Raw genomic sequence first — 16,732 nt, forward strand, 5'->3', positions numbered from 1 at the left:
AAAACTCCAGGTCAACGAGTTGCTGCCGGCGCAAGGGGCGTCAGGGACACCGGGAAGCCGTTGAGCACGGACGTCCCGGAGAGCGGATCGAGGAGCGTGCCGTCCAGGAGCTGGTTCACATTGGCTCCGGGGTTCTCCGCGGCGACGGTGAGGCGTGTGCCGGGGCGGTCGTGTCCCCAGCCGTGCGGCAGGCTGACCACGCCGGGGCGCACGGCGTCGGTCACCTCCACGGGGACGGTGAGCGAGCCGCCGGCGGACTCCACGCGCGCGTGGCCGCCGTTCTCGATGCCGATGCGGGCCGCGTCCTCGGGGTGGACGTGCAGGGTGCAGCGGTTGGAGCCGCCGGTGAGGGTGCGCACGTTGTGCATCCAGCTGTTGTTGGAGCGCAGATGGCGGCGTCCTACGAGGACGAGCTCGTCCGGGGCGGTCCGCAACGCCTCGGTGAGGCGCGGCAGGTCGTCCTCGATCGGTCCCGGGAGGAGTTCCACCCGTCCGCTGCGCGTCTTGAGGACCTGCGGGAGGCGGGGTTCGAGCGGCCCGAGGTCGATGCCGTGCGGGTGGGCGAGGAGCCTCTCCAGGGTCAGGCCGTCCGCGCGTGCGCCGAAGCCGTCGCCGTAGGGGCCAAGGCGCAGCATCAGGTCGAGCCGCCGCTCGGGGCCACTGTCGCCGGTGAGGAGAGCGGCCAGTTCCTTGGGGTCGCGGCCGTACGCGGCGGAGTGCGGCTCGGTGACGGCCCTTCCGAGGGTCTTGTCGATGACCATGGCATCGACGGCTGCCGGATCGGCGCCGTGCATGCCGCTCGCGGCCAGGACGAGACGCGCGAGGATCTCCGTCTCCGCCATCCTGCCGTCCGCCAGGGGCAGTGCGGCGCGGGTGTGGCGGACCTGGTTGCGTACGGCGAATCCGTTGAAGGCGAAGTCGAAGTGCGCGCTCTGGGAGGGCGGGGGCGGTGGCAGCACCACGTGGGCGTGGCGTGAGGTCTCGTTCAGATACGGGTCGACGCTGACCATGAAGTCCAGTGCGGCCAGGGCCTTGTCGAGGCGGTCGCCGTCCGGCGCGGAGAGGACGGGGTTGGCCGCGACGGCGACGACCGCGCGGATCGCGTCGTCGCCGGGGGTGTCGATCTCCTCGGCGAGCGCGGCGATCGGTAGTTCACCCTTGGCCTCGGGGTGCCGGCTGACGCGGCTGTGCCAGCGGCCGAGGGCGAATCCCTTGCCGGGGCCCGCGGGGCGGGGCGCGCGGTCGGTGGCCGAGAGCGGGAAGAGGGCGCCGCCGGGCCGGTCGAGGTTGCCGGTCAGGACGTTCAGGACGTCGACGAGCCAGTTGGTGAGGGTGCCGTGGGCGACAGTGCTCGCTCCGACGCGGGCGTAGACGGCGGCGGTGGGCGCGGCGGCCAGCTCGCGGGCGAGTGCGCGGATGGTGTCGGCGGGCACGTCGCAGGCCGCGGAGACGGCGTCGGGGGTGAAGTGACGTATGGCCTCGCGCACGGCGTCGACGCCCTCGACCTGGTCTTCGAGCACGCCCAGGTCGGTGAGCTTCTCCTCGAAGAGGACATGAGTCATGGCCGCGAGCAGCAGCGCGTCCGTGCCGGGCCGGATCGCGAGGTGCCGGTCGGCGAGCTTGGCGGTGCGGGTGCGGCGCGGGTCGACGACGGTGAGTGTGCCGCCGCGGGCGCGCAGCGCCTTCAGCTTGCCCGGGAAGTCGGGGGCGGTGCACAGGCTTCCGTTGGACTCCAGGGGGTTGGCGCCGAGCAGGAGCAGATGGCCGGTGCGGTCCAGGTCGGGCACGGGGATGGCGAAGGCGTCGCCGAAGAGGAGCCCGCTGGAGACGTGCTTGGGCATCTGGTCGACGGTGCTCGCGGTGAAGATGTTGCGGGTGCCGAGCGAGCTCAGCAGCACGGGCGGGTAGAGGCCGCCCGCCATGGTGTGCACGTTCGGGTTGCCGAGCACCACGCCGACCGCCTGCGGCCCGTGCCGCTCGATCAGGGGGCGAAGACCTGCGGCGACGGCGTCGAACGCCTCGTCCCAGCTTGCCTCTTGGAGTACGCCGTCCTTGCGTACGAGGGGGTGCTTCAGGCGGTCGGGGTCGGAGTCGGCCTCTCCGAAGGAAGCGCCTTTGGGGCAGATGAAGCCGCGGCTGAAGACGTCGTCCCGGTCCCCGCGCGCACCGGTCACGCGCGCGCCGTCGGCGGCCCCTTCGATGGTGAGCGTGAGCCCGCAGGTGGCTTCGCAGAGGGGGCAGATACGCAGGGCGGTGCTGGGCATGGAGGACCCTCCGGGGCGGCGGCTACAACGCACGTGCGCTCTCACCATACCGACCGGTATGCATGGCGTCAGGACCCGCGAAGGGTCAGAGCGCGAAACCGCCGTCGCGGATGCCCCCGGTGTCAGTCCAGCGACCCCGCGAAGTAGGAGTGCAGCAGGGCCCGCGTCTCGTCGATCAGGTCGGGATCGCCCGACGGGTGTGCGCGGAAGGCGAGTTGGAGGACGGCGTCGACCGCTTCGACGCCGACGAGCACCGTGCGGCGCAGCTTCTTGTCCAGCGGCCGGTCGAGGTGGGCCGCGAGCAGTCCCGCGACCCGTTCGGCGACGTCCGAGTTGGCGTCGGGCATCGCGTCGGGCGCCGATGGGATGCCGAAATCGACCAGGCCGAAGCCGGGGACGCTCCGTTTCATGGCGAGGTACTCGTCGAAGGCCGCGTCGACGGCGCCGCGCCAGTCACCGCGCTCCACCCCGGCCATACGGGCCGCCACGCGCTCCCCGTAGGCGTCGAGATTGCGGTGGGCCAGGGCGTCGGCCATGGCCCGCTTGTTGCCGAAGAAGCGGTAGACCGAGCCGATCGGCACGCCCGCGCGGGTGGCGACGGCGCGGGTGCTCAAACCTTCGTACCCGACCTCGTCGAGAAGGTCGGCGCAGGCGTCGAGGATGCGGGTCAGCCGCTCGGCACTGCGCTCCTGCACGGGCACGCGGCGCAGGGTTCTCGGGGGCGGCGGCGGCTTCTTCTGATCACGGTGGGGCATCCCCGGGAGAGTAGAGCATTGTTCACATCCATGGATCCCCCTTGCGGAAGGAAAACGTGAATCCTACGGTGACCCATAGGAATCGTTGACGAGGGAGCGATGATGAGCCGGGAACACACCAGCGACGCCGGACGTGCGGACGCGAACGACCCGCGCAAGACGGCGGAGGCACTGACGTACCTCACCGGCTTCGGCAACGAACACAGCTCCGAGGCGGTGCCCGGCGCCCTGCCGCACGGCCGCAACTCGCCCCAGCGCGCTCCCCTGGGCCTTTACGCGGAGCAGCTGAGCGGCACCGCCTTCACCGAGCCCCGCGCCCACAACCGCCGCTCGTGGCTCTACCGCATCCGCCCCTCGGCCGCGCACCCGGCGTTCACCCGTATCGACAACGGCGCGATCCGCACGGCGCCGTTCACCGAGACGCCCGACCCCAACCGGCTGCGCTGGAACCCGCTCCCGGTGCCCGCGCCCGGCACGGACTTCCTCGCGGGCCTGTGGACGCTGGGCGGCAACGGGGACGCCACCCAGCGCACCGGCATGGCCGTGCACCTCTACCACGCCAACTCCTCCATGATGGAGCGGGTGTTCAGCGACGCGGACGGCGAACTCCTCGTCGTACCCGAGCAGGGCGGTCTGCTCCTTCGCACCGAGTTCGGCCTGCTGCGCGCGGAGCCGGGTGAGGTGGCGCTGATTCCGCGCGGGGTGCGCTTCCGGGTGGAACTGCTCGACGAGACCGCCCGCGGGTACGTGTGCGAGAACTACGGGGCGGCGTTCCAGCTCCCCGACCTGGGCCCGATCGGCGCGAACGGCCTCGCCAACGCACGGGACTTCAGGGCTCCGGTCGCCGCGTACGAGGACGTCGACCGCCCGGTGGAGGTCGTGAACAAGTTCTGCGGCAACCTGTGGCGGGCGACCTACGACCATTCGCCGCTCGACGTCGTCGCCTGGCACGGCAACCACGTCCCGTACGTGTACGACCTGCGCCGCTTCAACGTCATCGGGACCATCAGTTACGACCACCCGGACCCGTCGATCTTCACGGTGCTCACCTCGCCGTCGGACACCCCGGGCCTCGCGGGCGTCGACTTCGTGGTCTTCGCGCCGCGCTGGCTGGTGGGCGAGGACACCTTCCGACCGCCGTACTTCCACCGGAACGTGATGAGCGAGTACATGGGCCTGATCGAGGGCGCGTACGACGCCAAGGCGGAGGGCTTCGTGCCCGGCGGCGGCTCGCTGCACAACATGATGTCGGCGCACGGCCCCGACCGCGACACCTTCGAGAAGGCCTCCGCCGCCGAGCTGAAGCCGCAGAAGATCGACGACGGGCTTGCCTTCATGTTCGAGACGCGCTGGCCGGTGACGGCGACCGAACAGGCAGCTCAGGCCGCCCATCTGCAGCGCGGATACGACGATGTGTGGGAGGGTCTGGAGCGCCATTTTCGAAACTGACCCCGTTTCGAAGCCGATGCGACAGACTCGGACTGATTCGGAGAGACCGTGACCGCTTTCGCCCCGGACTCGATCGTCCTGAATCGCAAACTGCCGCTCTGGTATCAGGTGTCGCAGTCCCTGCGCGCCTCGATACTCGGCCGCACGCCCGATGCCCCGCTCCGGCTGCCCACCGAGGAGCAGCTCGCGGGGCACTACGGCGTGAGCGTCCTGACCATGCGCCAGGCGCTCAAGGAGCTGGAGGACGAGGGCCTGATCACCCGGCACCGGCGGCGCGGCACATTCATCGAGCCCAGCGCCCAGCGCGGCTCGCCGGTCCGGCTGCTCGGCTCCGTCGACGCGATCGTGGCCCAGCAGTCGGGCATGAGCACTCGGCTGCTCGCGCACGGCACCGCTCCGGTCTCCGGCGAACTGGCCGAGCATTTCCCGGATCTGGCCGAGGTGGCGACGTACCACCGGCTGCGCAGCGACGAGAAGACGGGCGAACCGACCAATCACGCCCATAACTTCATCCGCCCCGAGCTCGCCGAACGCATCGACCTCGACGACCTGACGCGCTGGCCCATGACGAAGGTCCTGCGCGATGTGGTGGGCGTACGCATCAGCCGCATAACAGACACCGTCGAGGCCACGCTCGCCGACCCGGAGACGGCCCGCCTCCTCGAAGTACCGCTGCTCAGCCCGATCCTGCACTACACCGGCATCACGTACGACGAGGACGGACGCGCCCTGGACGTGGCGCGCATCCACTACCGCGGCGACCGCTTCTCCTTCACGGTCACCCTCGACGCGACGTAAGGGTCTCGACGTACGATGCCGGGCGTGACGCACGACGAAGCGGCGCTGCTCGCCGACCTGATGCCGTGGTCCGTCGCACCGCTCCGGCCGGGCCGCGGGTGGCCGATGGGCCCTGACGCCGCATCCCTCAAAGCCCGTTGGGCCCGTTTCGTGCAGGCGGACACGGCGGAGCGGGAGCGGCTGCTCTCCCCCTCGCGCACGCGCACCCTGCACACCGCGGTCGCCCAACTCCCGGGCCACCAGGGCGCGACGGTCCCGCTGGCCGCCGCGTCGGGGCCCTGCCCCGAGCCGGTGCGCGTCCTGCACGGCCCCTTCGACGAGCAGTGGCTGATCCCGGACCACCGGCTCATCGACGCCGCGCGCCCGGAGCTGTGGCGGGTCGCGGGCGAGGGCCAGCTGTACCTCGTCGAGCAGGGGCACGTCACCGGTTCCACGGGCCCCGCGGTCCTTGCGTCCGCCGTGCTGCCGGACGGGCGCTCCCCCGCCGGGCGGCCCGGCCGCATCCGTCCGCTGTTCCGCCGCCCCGGCGGCCTCGAACCCAATGCGGCGCCCGGTCTGCTCGCCCACCTCTCCGCCGCGCTCGGCCTGGACGTCGGTGCCGTGGACCTGCTGGCCTGGACGCTCACCGTCGCGGAGGCTTCGCCGGGCGGGTGCCGGGTGCCGCTGACCTCGGACGCCGACGTCTGGACGCGGGGCACGGAACTGGGGCGCCGCATCCTCGCGCTCCAGGCCCGCGGCGACGGCGCCCGGCCGAAGCTTCCCGGTGGCCGGCGGCCCTACGTACGGGCGCCGTTCCCCGCCCGCCCCGCGGAGATCTCGTACGACGCCGACGAGGAGGCCCTGTGTGTGGACGCGGGCCGCATCTCTCCGGTGCCGCGGGAGGCGTGGGAGTTCGAGGTGAGCGGGGTGCGGGTCCTTGAGCTGTGGTTCGCACGGCGTACGGAGACGGGCGAGGCGGGCTCCCCGGAAGCCCTGGAAGCGATCCGGCCCGCGGAGTGGCCGCAGGCCTGGACGTCCGAGCTGCTTGAGCTCATCACGGCGCTAGCCCTCCTCGCGGAACTCCAACCGCTGCGAGCGGAGTTGACCGGTGACCTCGGCTCCCGGGTCACGGCGTCGGCGCTGCGCCGGGCGGGCGTGCTCCCCGCGCCGGACGCCGCGCGGCGCCCCGCGTCGGTGCTCGACCACCACGAGGAGGGGCCGGGCGGCCAGTTCGCCCTCCTCTGACCGAACCGGGGCCGTCCCGGCGGGCGCGACTCGCGCACCTCGCCGGCCAACTCCCGTCGCCTATCCGCGCCCCGACGGCGGCCGAGCGCGCAGTTCCCCGCGCCCCTTCGGAGCACTCCCCCCGCTGGGCCAGTAGGCCCGAGCGCCACCTGAACGGCCAGAGCACCCAGTCGCCCTCCCACAGCCCGGCCGTGGCTGCGCGCGCAGTTCCCCGCGCCCCTTCGGAGCACTCCCCCCGCTGGGCCAGTTGGCCCGAGCGCCACCTGAACGGCCAGAGCACCCAGTCGCCCTCCCGCAGCCCGGCCGCGGCTGAGCGCGCAGTTCCCCGCGCCCCTTCGGGGCGGGCCAGGAAGGCTAGGCGAACGAGTCCAGGAGGCGGTTGAGCATTCGGTCGAAGAGCTCGTCCGCGTCCCCGGGCGAAGGCCCCTCCGCCAGTGCCTCCGCGAGCCGCGGATAGGACCCGCCCGCGACCTGGCCGGCGAGGTACGCGAGCCGCGCCCGCTGTTCCTGCTCCTCCGACCACGGCAGTGCCCGCGCGCGCTCCGCCATGGCGAACTCGTTGACGACGTACGTCATGACCGAGCCGTTGATCATGCCGATCAGTTCCATCTTGGTGCCGTACGGCGCGTCGAGCCCTTCGAGGGCGCCCAGGCAGTGCTCCAAGTAGCGCAGGGCGTTCGGGCTGAAGCCGTACAGCGCCGACATGATCCTCGGCAGCCACGGGTGGCGTCGCATGATCCCGCGCGTCTGGCGGCCGAGCGCCAGCATCTCGGCGCGCCAGTCGCCGCCCGGCGGCCCGGCCGGCAGTTCGTACTCACCGCTCACCGCGTCGACCATCAGCTCGTTCAGGTCTTCCTTGCGCGGCACGTAGTTGTAGAGCGACATCGTGCCGCAGCCGAGTTCGGCCGCGACCCTGCGCATGGAGAGCGCGTCGATGCCGTCCGCGTCGGCGATGCGGACGGCGGCCGCCGCGATGTCCGCCCTGCTGTACGCGGGCTTCGGGCCGCGGCCCGCACGCTCGGGGCGCGCCCAGATCACTTCCGGTTCGGCCGCTCGGCCCGCCATTGATCATCACCTCGCTCACCATGTTAGTTACGTACAGCGTACGTAGTGGGGTACGGTGCGGACATGACTTCTACGTACGCTGTACTTAGTGAAGGTCTGGAGAAGCGCTTCGGTGACGTGCACGCCTTGCGGGGCCTCGACCTCGCCGTCGTCGAGGGCACCGTCTGCGGGCTGCTCGGCCCCAACGGGGCGGGCAAGACGACCGCCGTGCGCCTGCTCACCACGCTCCAGACCCCGGACGCCGGACGGGCGTTCGTGGCGGGGCACGACGTGGTGCGGGATGCCGCCGCGGTGCGCGGGCTCATCGGCGTGACCGGGCAGTACGCCTCCGTCGACGGGGAGTTGACGGGGCGGGAGAATCTGCGGCTCTTCGCCCGACTGCTGCGGGCTCCGCGGGCGCGGGGTGATGAGCTGCTCGAACGGTTCGGCCTCACGGACGCAGCCGACCGACCCGCGCGGACGTACTCCGGTGGCATGCGGCGGCGGCTGGACCTCGCGGCAAGTCTGCTGGTGCGGCCTCGGGTGCTCTTCCTCGACGAACCCACCACCGGGCTCGATCCGCACAGCCGCAACGGCATCTGGGACGCGGTGCGGGAGTTGGCCGCCGAGGGGACGACCGTGCTGCTGACCACGCAGTATCTGGAGGAGGCGGATCAGCTTGCCGACGACGTCGTCCTGATCGACGGGGGGCGGGTCGCGCATCGCGGGACGCCGGCCGCGTTGAAGGCGCAGATCGGGAGTTACGTCGAGGTGGTCCTCCCGAAGGACTCGGCCCAGCAGGCGCTGGCCGCTGCCGCGGTCGTCCTGGATCAGCTCACCGGGGCCGAGCCCGTCCTGGATGCCGAGCGGCGTACCGCCGGGGTTGTCGCTCTCGACTCCGGGCTCACGCTGCCGCGCGTCGTACGGGAGCTTGATGCCGCCGGGGTGCCTGTCGTCGACGCGACGCTGCGGGCGCCGACGCTTGACGAGGTGTTTCTGCGGCTCGTCGCTCGTGTTTCCTAGGCCGCCGCTTCGCGGCGGATGTTTCCCGCCCACCCACCCGATTGCCCCGAAGGGATTCCCCTTGAGCGTCATCCTCTACGACGGCACCACCATCCTCGGCCGGCATCTGCAGCGCATCAGGCACGCGCCCGCCATCCTCGTCATGACGCAGACGCTGCCCATCGTGTTCCTGCTCTTCTTCGGCTACGTCTTCGGCAGCGCCCTCGCCATGCCCGGCTCCGACTACCGCGCCTACCTCGTTCCGGGCATGCTCGTCGCGACCGCAGCGAACGGCATCATGACCGGCATGTTCACCGCAGCCCAGGACTCCCACCGGGGCGTCATGGACCGGTTCCGTACGATGCCGATGAGCCGCTCGGCCGTGCCGCTCGGGCAGGCCGTCGCGGACCTGTTGACCACGGCCGTGGGGCTCGTGCCGCTGATACTCGTCGGGCTCGCGATGGGGTGGCGGATCGAGGGCGGGCCTCTGAAAGCCTTCGCCGCCTTCGGCCTGTTGCTGCTCTTCCGGTTCGCGACGACCTGGGTCGGCATCCTGTTCGGGCTCGCCTCGCAGAGCGAGGAAGCGGCGGGGCAGCTGGGCAGCGCGACGTTCATGCTGCCGCTGCTCTCGAACGCGTACCTCCCCACCGATGGGCTCCCCGGGTGGCTGCGCACCGTCGCCGAGTGGAACCCCATCAGCGCGGTCGCCACGGCGGTGCGTGAGCTGTTCGGCAACGCGGCCGTGCCGACGGACGCCGCCTGGCCGGTGGCGCATCCCGTGGCCGGGTCGGTCCTCTGGTCGCTCGTGCTGCTCGCCGTGTGCGTGCCGCTCGCCGTCCGCCGGTACACGCGCGGCGGACGGTGAACGGACTGCCGAAGTTGCCGCGGGCGGCCTACTTCTGGGGCGCGAGCTCCGGCCCCAGCGAGGAGAACTTCTCCTGGGACACCACCCGCTTCGGCGGCCATGTGATGTTCGGCGGCGGCCACTTCTGGCCCGTCTTCTTCAGGAACCACGCCGGAGGTTCGTACATCGGCGGCTCGTAACCGTCCGGCAGGGCGGTCCGCCAACTGACGTCCTTCGTGCGCTCCTTGAACTCGTCCTTGACCGCCTTCAGGCGTTCGGGCTGCGTGATCAGGTCGACCGCCGTCGCCGCCAGGTACTTCGCCGCGGCGATCACCGCGGCCTGGCCGGGGGCCGCCGCCGCGCAGGCGGCGGTGGACCAGGTGTGCATCTTGGTGCCGATGGGGGCGAGGGCGGCGCCCATCGAGACGGTGGGGACGTTCCAGCTGATGTCGGCTACGTCCGTCGAACCGCCGCCCATGAACACCGGGTTGGGCGGGGTCAGCTCGCCGATCTCGTCGTGCATGCCCTTCTGCGGGAGACCGAGGGACTCCTGGAGCTCCTTGGCCAACTCATGCGCTGCGTCGGTGAATCGGGGCGGGCCTATCTCCCGCATGTTCGCGTGCAGGAGTTCGGCGAAGGCCTTGGCCGGGAGCTGGTTCCAGCAGGCCGAGGTGACGCGGTGGCGGACGGTCGTCTGGGACGCCTTGGCCGCCGCCTCGGAGACGGCGATCACCTTGTCCAGGAGGACCTTGACGCGGGCGGGGCTTCCTTCGCGTACGTAGTACGAGATCTCGGCGATCTCCGGGGTGACGTTCGGGATGTCACCGCCGTTGTTGATCACCCAGTGCAGACGGCCGCTGGGCGCGAGGTTCTCCTCGCGCAGGAACTCCGACATCGTCGCCATCATCACGGCGGCGTCGAGCGCCGACTTGTTGCCGAGCGGGGTGCCGCCGTGGCCTGCCACGCCGAGGAAGGTGAAGGTGACGGCGGTCATCGCGGTGGTGGTGCCCCAGCCGGTCGCGTTGGCCGTCGAGGGGTGCCAGTCCAGGAACGCGTCGAGTCCGTCGTACACCCCCTTGCTGACGGCGTACGTCTTGCCGATCAGCGCTTCCTCGGCCGTGGAGCCGAAGAATTTCACGGTGACGGGAAGGCGGTGCTTCTTCGCGGCCTGTGCGACGGCCGCCGCGGCGGCGGCCGCCGCCGTGCCGAGCGCGCTGTGGCCGCAGCCGTGGCCGGGGCCGTAGCTGGGCGCGAACGGATCGTGGATGTACTCGCGCGGATCGTGGTGGCCCACGCCCTTGTTCTGCGAGAGGCCGGGCAGCGCGTCGTACTCCCCGCTGAAGCCGAGGACCGGGCCGTCCTTGCCGTGCGTGAACGTCGCGGTGAACGCCGTCGGGAATCCCGCGGTGCCGAACTGCACGTCGAATCCGGCCCGTTCGAGGAATTCGGCCTCGGCGATGGACGATTTCCACTCGCGCAGGGACAGCTCGGCGTGGTCCCAGATCTCGGCGTTGAGGCCGGTGATCCGGTCGTCGTGGGAGGTGATCCAGTCGAGCGCCGCGCGCTTGGCGGGGGTGTCGGCCGCGAGGTCTCCGGGAGCCTCGTAGGCGGCGGGGCTGTCGTCGGCACCTGCGGCCATCGCCGGGTCGGCGTCGGCGGTCATGACACCGGCGGTGACACCGGCCGCGCCGAGGAGCTGCATGATGTGGCGGCGGCTCAGCGACGGGCCGCTCGCGGGGAGTGCTTCATGCTCATGCTGATCGTGCAGGTCACACACGCGCACCTCCGGGGGTGAGGTTGGGTGTATCGGCCAATCGACCAGCCACACTGGGGCCGGAAAGTTGCGGCGTCAACAGGTGCGCATGACACGGGTGTTACGAGGGGTACGTAATGAGTGACGCGTAAGGAGAGGGAAGGGGCGGGTGGGTGGGAGCAATCCGCCGCTGAGCGGCGGCCCGAACCCCCGACCACCCGTGGTCAGCGACCCCCAAAGAGCGACCGCCGCAGCCTGCGCAAGGGAGCGAAGAGGGAGACCCTCCGCACACGTGCACCGCGGCCACTGTGATCATGCGCACCCCGTGAGGTCAGCTCACGCATCAGCAGCGTCGCTTCCGCCGTCTCGCGCTGCGGAACGGCGGGGCCGCCCAGCACTGAGAGATGGCGGTCGAGACGCGAGCTGGTCGCGCTGCTCCCGCAGGTGATCGCAGGGACACGCGCCCTGCTGCGCACCGTTATCTGTTCCATGTCACTCCCCACCCGTACGAGGGCACCCGGCCCAGGGCAGGTTAACCCTATCGCCCCATCACGACACTCGTGTATCCCGGTCACAGGATTCACCTACCCCGTAAGGCGGTTGACGATTACTCTCCGAATCCAACTGATTCCAGGGCGAGTTGGACAAGCGGGGCGTTACTGGGCCTCTCTGAGCTGCCGTCCGGCGCGAAGGTCACGGTGAGTGACACGGCGAACGCACGGGGGTCCTCGCTGGTGGCGGGCGTTTCGCCGTCGAGCAGCGTCGGCGTACAGCTGCCGGGACGTGGGCGATCTCACTGCGTGCGACGGAGACAAGAAGCGTGCGCGTGCGAGGGGGCGCGTGCGGAGCGGCGGGCGCCCTCGGGTGCGGCTCCGGCCGCGTCGGGCCACGCACCGCTTCCCAAGGGGGCGGCAACCGGGCTCGGTTGAGGTAGTTTTGTGGAGAATCGCACGGCTGCGGATGGGGGACCCCCGTGAGCGTGAACGAGCGTGTGATCGCGGGGCGCTACCGCCTGCTCGCCCCGCTGGGCGAGGGCGGCATGGGCACGGTCTGGCGGGCCCGCGACGAAGTCCTCGGCCGCGAGGTCGCCGTCAAGGAAGTGCGCGCGCCCGCGGGGCTCCCGGCCGGCGAGGTCGACCGGCTGTACGCCCGCCTGGAGCGCGAGGCGTGGGCCGCCGCCCGTATCCCGCACCGCAATGTGGTGACGGTCTATGACGTGGCGAGCGAGGACGGGCGTCCGTGGATCGTCATGGAGATCGTGCGGGGTCTCTCCCTGTCCGACGTCCTGGACGCCGAGGGCCCGATGGCCCCGAAGCGTGCCGCTCGTATCGGCGCCGAGGTGCTGGCCGCCCTGCGCGCGGCCCATGACGCCGGGGTCCTGCACCGCGACGTCAAGCCCGGCAACGTACTCATCGCGAACGACGGCCGTGTCGTCCTCACCGATTTCGGGATCGCCATGGTGGAGGGGAGTTCGGCCCTCACGATGACGGGTGAGGTGGTGGGCTCACCCGAATTCCTGGCCCCGGAGCGGGCGTTGGGGCAGCGCCCGGGGCCCGAGTCGGATCTGTGGTCGCTGGGCGTGCTGATCTACGCATCCGTGGAGGGCCATTCGCCGTTCCGGCAGGACACCCCGCTCAGTACATTGCGCGCGGTCGTCGACGAGGAGCTGCCCCCGCCCAGGAACGCGGGGCCGTTGGTCCCGGTCATCGAAGGGCTGCTGCGGAAGGACCCCGCGGCCCGGATCTCCGCCGCCGATGCGGAGAACCAACTGCGGCTCGTCGCGGCGGGCGGCACCCCGCAGGTGGCGACGCCCCTTCCGTACATGCCGACCGTCACATCACAGCAGCAACATCAACACCAGCAAGCGCCCTCGCCGCCTCCGCCTCCTCCGTACCGGCAAGAGCCCGTCGTCACGACGACCACCACAGCTCCTGTGTCACGCTCGCGCCGCACGGCCCTCGTCCTCACCGCGGGCCTGGTCGCCCTGGCGCTCGCCCTGGGTGGACTCATCTACGCCCTGGCCAACCGCGACGACGGGGGCGGGGGCGGCACCACGAGCGGGGCCTCCGAGGGCAGTGGAAGTGACGGCGGCGGGAACGGGAGCGGTGGCTCCGACGGCGGCAAGAACGGCGGCAGCACGTCGGACGGCGGCGACGGCGGCGGCGGGTCGGGCGACGGCGGCGGCAGTGACGGCGGCTCCACCGGCGGCGGCTCCACGGACGGTGGCGGCGGAGGCGGCAACACCGGCGGTGGCGGCAACGGCGGCGGCACGACCACGCACCCGGCGCAGTCCGTCAAGGTCTCGGTCACCGGCGCGAACACGGAGTACAGCGGTGCCTGTCCGCCGGCCGCCGGGCAGGCACCCGCGTTCCTGGCGACGTTCACCGTGGGGCGGGTCCCGGTCACCGTCGACTACCGCTGGGTGACCAATTCCGGCGAGCCGAGCGACCCCGGCTGGAAGACGCTCAGCTTCGCCTCCGGCGGGGGGAGGACCAAGCAGGTGCATCACACGGAGACGGTCGACGGGGAACCGGGCTCCACGCATCAGAACGAGATCAGCGTGGAGGTGCGCAGCCCGGTGAAGGCCGACTCGAACTCAGTTGCGTACTCCGTGACATGCGAGGAGGAGACCCCGACGGGCGGGGCCTCCTCCTATGCGCCGAACGAGTAGGGCCGTACACAGTGGATCAGGAGGGGGTGGATCAGGAGGGGTGGATCAGGACGCCGCCGCACTGAACACAGGGAGGTAGCCGCCGGACTGGCCCGCGGCCTTGGGGTGGTAGGACTCGCCGATGTTGGTCCAGTTGACGCTGTGCAGCCACGGGTTGCCGGAGCAGATCTCGTGCCCGGCGAAGGTGGAGGCCACGTCACCGAAGGTGAAGCCGTGGTCGGCGGCGCGCTTGGCGGTCGTGGAGTTGAGGAAGTCGGCGGCGCTGTTGATGGCGCCGCGCTCCTTCTCGGAGAGGCCGGCGAGGCAGCCGCCGCCGAGCTTGTAGAAGCGGGGGTAGCCGAGCACGACGACCTGGGCGGCCGGTGCCTTGGCGCTGATCGCCGAGTAGACCCGGTCGAGGTTGCCGGGGAGCGTCGTCTCGACGTAACTGCGCGCTTGTGCGATCCGGGCGAGACAGTTGCTCTCGGACTGGAGCACACAGGTCGTCATGACGTCGGCGAAGCCGGCGTCGTTGCCGCCCACGGAGAGGCTGACGAGGCCCGTTCCGGAGCCGAGCGGGCCGAGTTGGTTGGCCAGCACGTCACCCGTACGGGCGCCCGAGCAAGCCGTGAAGTGGAAGCTGGAGGGTGAGTTGGCGGCCGCCCAGAGCGCGGGGTACGCGCGGGGGGTGCGCTTGCAGTCGCCGCTGCCGCTGTCGTATCCGCCGGCTCCGACGCCGGAGGAGTAGGAGTCGCCGAGCGCCACATAGCCGGTGGCGGCGGCCTGTTGGTCGGTTTGCTGGTCCGCTTGAGCCGCTGTGGCCCCGGTGAGGGCGAAGGCGGTGGCGAGGAGGAGTGAGGAAGCGTATGCCGTGATTCGGGACAATCTCATGGAACCTCCCTTAGCAGGATTTCTGCCACGACTGTGGTACCACTCCCCCCAGGGCGTCGGTAGTGCTCATGTCAATGAGTTCTCCTGCAATTCCCTTGCCCTCGCAGGGAGTTCCGTCGTGGTTCAGGGGCCCGACGTCGAACATCTCCACACTCCCTCCGCATCTTGACGCGCTGCCGTGGACTGCGCGACATTGAAGCCCGGCATCCGGCGCGTCGGGGGGCAAAGTCGCCAATGCAGACCATCAGGATCAAGTCACCGTCATCAGACACCGGGCGAGAGCCCGACGACCGGCCGGTCCGACGCGACGACGCGCTCTCGCTGCTCGCGGGCACGGCCGTGGCGGTGGGCGCCGTCGGCGCGATGCTCGCGCTCACGGACATCGATTCGCCGCTGCGCGGCCCCTTCACCCTGTTCTTTCTCCTGGCGGTGCCCGGCTCGGCGATCGCCGCCGCGCTCAGGGGGCTTGACCCGTGGGGCCGGATCATCGCTTCCGTTTCCGGGGCCGTCGCGGTCAATCTGCTGGTGGCCCAGGCGATGCTCGCCCTCCACATGTGGTCGGTGCGCGGCGGGGTCGCCGCCATCACCGCGATCGGCACGCTCATCCATCTGCTGGTACTGGCACGTCGGCTGCGACGCCGTGCCCCGACGAGTCGGACCTCCTGACGTGGACATCACCGTGCACCGCCCCGGGGAACTCACCGCCGCGGACCGGGCGGCCTGGACGGCGCTGCAGTCCAAGGCCCACCTCAACGGCTCGCCGGAACTCGGCAATCCGTTCCTCTCCCCCGAGTTCACCCTCGCGGTGGGTCACTGGCGGCGCGGGGTGCGGATCGCGGTCGTACGCGAGGGCGGCGAGCCGGCGGCCTTCTTCCCGTTCCAGAGATCCATCACCGGCGTCGGCCGGGCCATCGGCCTCGGCGTCTCGGACTGCCAGGGCCTGGTGCACCGGCCCGGCTTCACCTGGGACGCGCGAGAACTGTTACGGGCCTGCGGGCTCGCGATGTACGAGTTCGACCATCTGGCCACGGGCCAGGAGCCGTTCGAGGCGGGCGCCGCCGGCTCCTTCGCCTCCCCCGTCATGGACATCGACCAGGGGTACGAGGCATATCTGGGCCGGCTCAGGGCGAAGTCGCCGAAGTTCGCCCGTACGACCTTCTCCAAGGAGCGCAGGCTCGGCCGCGACCACGGCTCCGTGCGCTACGTGCACGACGAGCGCGACCCCGCGGCCCTGCGCACCCTGATGCAGTGGAAGTCGGCCCAGTACCGCAGGACCGGGCGCAGCGACCGCTTCGCACAGGCCTGGATCAACCAGCTCGTGCACCAGCTCTTCCACACCAGGTCCGATCAGTTCGCCGGCCTGCTCTCCGTGCTGTACGTCGACGAGGTGCCGGTGGCCGCGCACTTCGGGCTGCGCTCCGAGCGGATCATCGCCCAGTGGTTCCCCGCCTACGACCCGGCGTTCGCCAAGTACTCGCCCGGCCTGGTCATGCATCTGCGCATGGCCGAGGCCGCCGCCGCCGACGGCATCGCGTATCTCGATCTGGGGCGGGGCCAGAAGCAGTACAAGGACTCCCTGAAGACACGCGAACTCACCGTGTCCGAGGGGTGGGTGGCTCTGCGCCATCCGGCAGCGATCGGGCACCGGGCGCGGCGCGCTCCGGTCAGGGCGCTGCGCAACACCGTCCTGTCACGACCGGAGCTGTTCGAACCGGCCGACAAGCTGCTGAAACGAGTGGGCCAAATTCGATCAAGAAAGAAGGAATAAGAGAGAGCGACAAGGAACAGAGCGCTCCATATGTGGCCACCAAGACCGGCCATTTCATCAAAAGGGTGAGGCCTCGTTCCAGGTCTTGCCATACGGTGTCAATCATCAATACCGTCGTACATCCACCCGCATCGGTCCATCACGCAGTGCGATCCAGGGGAGGGCTCAGGGTCGCGTGTGGAACCGGCGCGGGGCGCGGTAGGGGGGTGCCGTGCTCGGCGACTGAATTCGTGCCGAGTCACGTCCCGCGCAATGCCAGCTCACTCGGCATGCACGGAGATCTATTTCGT

Annotated in this window: 14 protein-coding genes; 8 read left to right on the top strand and 6 right to left on the bottom strand. The window is 70.9% G+C overall.

Annotated features, from left to right (window positions below; genetic code table 11):
- Positions 1–11 precede the first annotated feature (11 nt).
- Both ACIBCK_RS20625 and ACIBCK_RS20630 read right to left on the bottom strand, forming a co-directional pair.
- Positions 12–2,264, bottom strand: coding sequence for a molybdopterin-dependent oxidoreductase (locus ACIBCK_RS20625; RefSeq protein WP_399392117.1), 2,253 nt, complete (start codon positions 2,262–2,264; stop codon positions 12–14).
- 122 nt (positions 2,265–2,386) lie between these two features.
- A complete protein-coding gene (locus tag ACIBCK_RS20630) occupies positions 2,387–3,019 on the bottom strand; it encodes a TetR/AcrR family transcriptional regulator (RefSeq protein WP_399392119.1) in 633 nt (210 codons plus the stop codon).
- Positions 3,020–3,121: 102 nt separating this feature from the next.
- Between ACIBCK_RS20630 and hmgA the strand changes: the two genes are divergently transcribed.
- The 3 genes from hmgA to ACIBCK_RS20645 are packed head-to-tail and all read left to right on the top strand — an operon-like array spanning position 3,122 to position 6,490.
- Complete coding sequence (gene hmgA / locus ACIBCK_RS20635) at positions 3,122–4,468, top strand: homogentisate 1,2-dioxygenase (RefSeq protein ID WP_399392313.1); 1,347 nt, start codon at positions 3,122–3,124, stop codon at positions 4,466–4,468.
- A 48-nt stretch (positions 4,469–4,516) separates the two neighbouring features.
- Entirely contained in the window at positions 4,517–5,266 is a 750-nt protein-coding gene (locus tag ACIBCK_RS20640) for a GntR family transcriptional regulator (RefSeq protein ID WP_399392121.1), read from the top strand.
- 15 nt (positions 5,267–5,281) lie between these two features.
- Positions 5,282–6,490, top strand: coding sequence for a type ISP restriction/modification enzyme (locus tag ACIBCK_RS20645; RefSeq protein WP_399392123.1), 1,209 nt, complete (start codon positions 5,282–5,284; stop codon positions 6,488–6,490).
- Between the two features lie 354 nt (positions 6,491–6,844).
- On the opposite strand, the gene ACIBCK_RS20650 is transcribed toward ACIBCK_RS20645, so the two are convergent.
- The gene (locus tag ACIBCK_RS20650; RefSeq protein WP_399392125.1) at positions 6,845–7,555 is read right to left on the bottom strand and encodes a TetR/AcrR family transcriptional regulator; all 711 of its coding nucleotides are present in this window, start codon (positions 7,553–7,555) and stop codon (positions 6,845–6,847) included.
- A 63-nt stretch (positions 7,556–7,618) separates the two neighbouring features.
- Here ACIBCK_RS20650 and ACIBCK_RS20655 point away from each other — a divergent pair, with 63 nt between their 5' ends.
- Positions 7,619–8,557 carry an ATP-binding cassette domain-containing protein gene (locus ACIBCK_RS20655; RefSeq protein WP_399392127.1) on the top strand — a complete coding sequence of 313 codons (939 nt, stop codon included), beginning with the start codon at positions 7,619–7,621 and terminating at the stop codon, positions 8,555–8,557.
- A gap of 61 nt (positions 8,558–8,618) precedes the next feature.
- Positions 8,619–9,401 (top strand): ABC transporter permease, encoded by a 783-nt coding sequence (locus ACIBCK_RS20660; RefSeq protein WP_399392129.1) that lies wholly within the window; start codon positions 8,619–8,621, stop codon positions 9,399–9,401.
- A 28-nt stretch (positions 9,402–9,429) separates the two neighbouring features.
- Here the strand turns inward: ACIBCK_RS20660 and ACIBCK_RS20665 are convergent, their stop codons facing one another.
- Entirely contained in the window at positions 9,430–11,157 is a 1,728-nt protein-coding gene (locus ACIBCK_RS20665) for an amidohydrolase (RefSeq protein ID WP_399392131.1), read from the bottom strand.
- Between the two features lie 200 nt (positions 11,158–11,357).
- Positions 11,358–11,624, bottom strand: coding sequence for a hypothetical protein (locus ACIBCK_RS20670; protein ID WP_351165136.1), 267 nt, complete (start codon positions 11,622–11,624; stop codon positions 11,358–11,360).
- A gap of 488 nt (positions 11,625–12,112) precedes the next feature.
- On the opposite strand from ACIBCK_RS20670, the gene ACIBCK_RS20675 reads away from it, so the two are divergent.
- The gene (locus ACIBCK_RS20675; protein WP_399392316.1) at positions 12,113–13,804 is read left to right on the top strand and encodes a serine/threonine-protein kinase; all 1,692 of its coding nucleotides are present in this window, start codon (positions 12,113–12,115) and stop codon (positions 13,802–13,804) included.
- A gap of 45 nt (positions 13,805–13,849) precedes the next feature.
- On the opposite strand, the gene ACIBCK_RS20680 is transcribed toward ACIBCK_RS20675, so the two are convergent.
- Complete coding sequence (locus tag ACIBCK_RS20680) at positions 13,850–14,674, bottom strand: SGNH/GDSL hydrolase family protein (protein ID WP_399392133.1); 825 nt, start codon at positions 14,672–14,674, stop codon at positions 13,850–13,852.
- 234 nt (positions 14,675–14,908) lie between these two features.
- Between ACIBCK_RS20680 and ACIBCK_RS20685 the strand changes: the two genes are divergently transcribed.
- Together ACIBCK_RS20685 and ACIBCK_RS20690 are read left to right on the top strand one after the other, a co-directional pair.
- Positions 14,909–15,340: a hypothetical protein gene (locus ACIBCK_RS20685; protein WP_399392135.1), complete on the top strand. Its 432-nt coding sequence runs from the start codon at positions 14,909–14,911 to the stop codon at positions 15,338–15,340.
- A 1-nt stretch (position 15,341) separates the two neighbouring features.
- Entirely contained in the window at positions 15,342–16,442 is a 1,101-nt protein-coding gene (locus ACIBCK_RS20690) for a GNAT family N-acetyltransferase (protein WP_399392137.1), read from the top strand.
- Positions 16,443–16,732: the final 290 nt, after the last annotated feature.

The organism is Streptomyces sp. NPDC051218 (genome assembly GCF_044455475.1).
Taxonomy (GTDB): Bacteria; Actinomycetota; Actinomycetes; order Streptomycetales; family Streptomycetaceae; genus Streptomyces.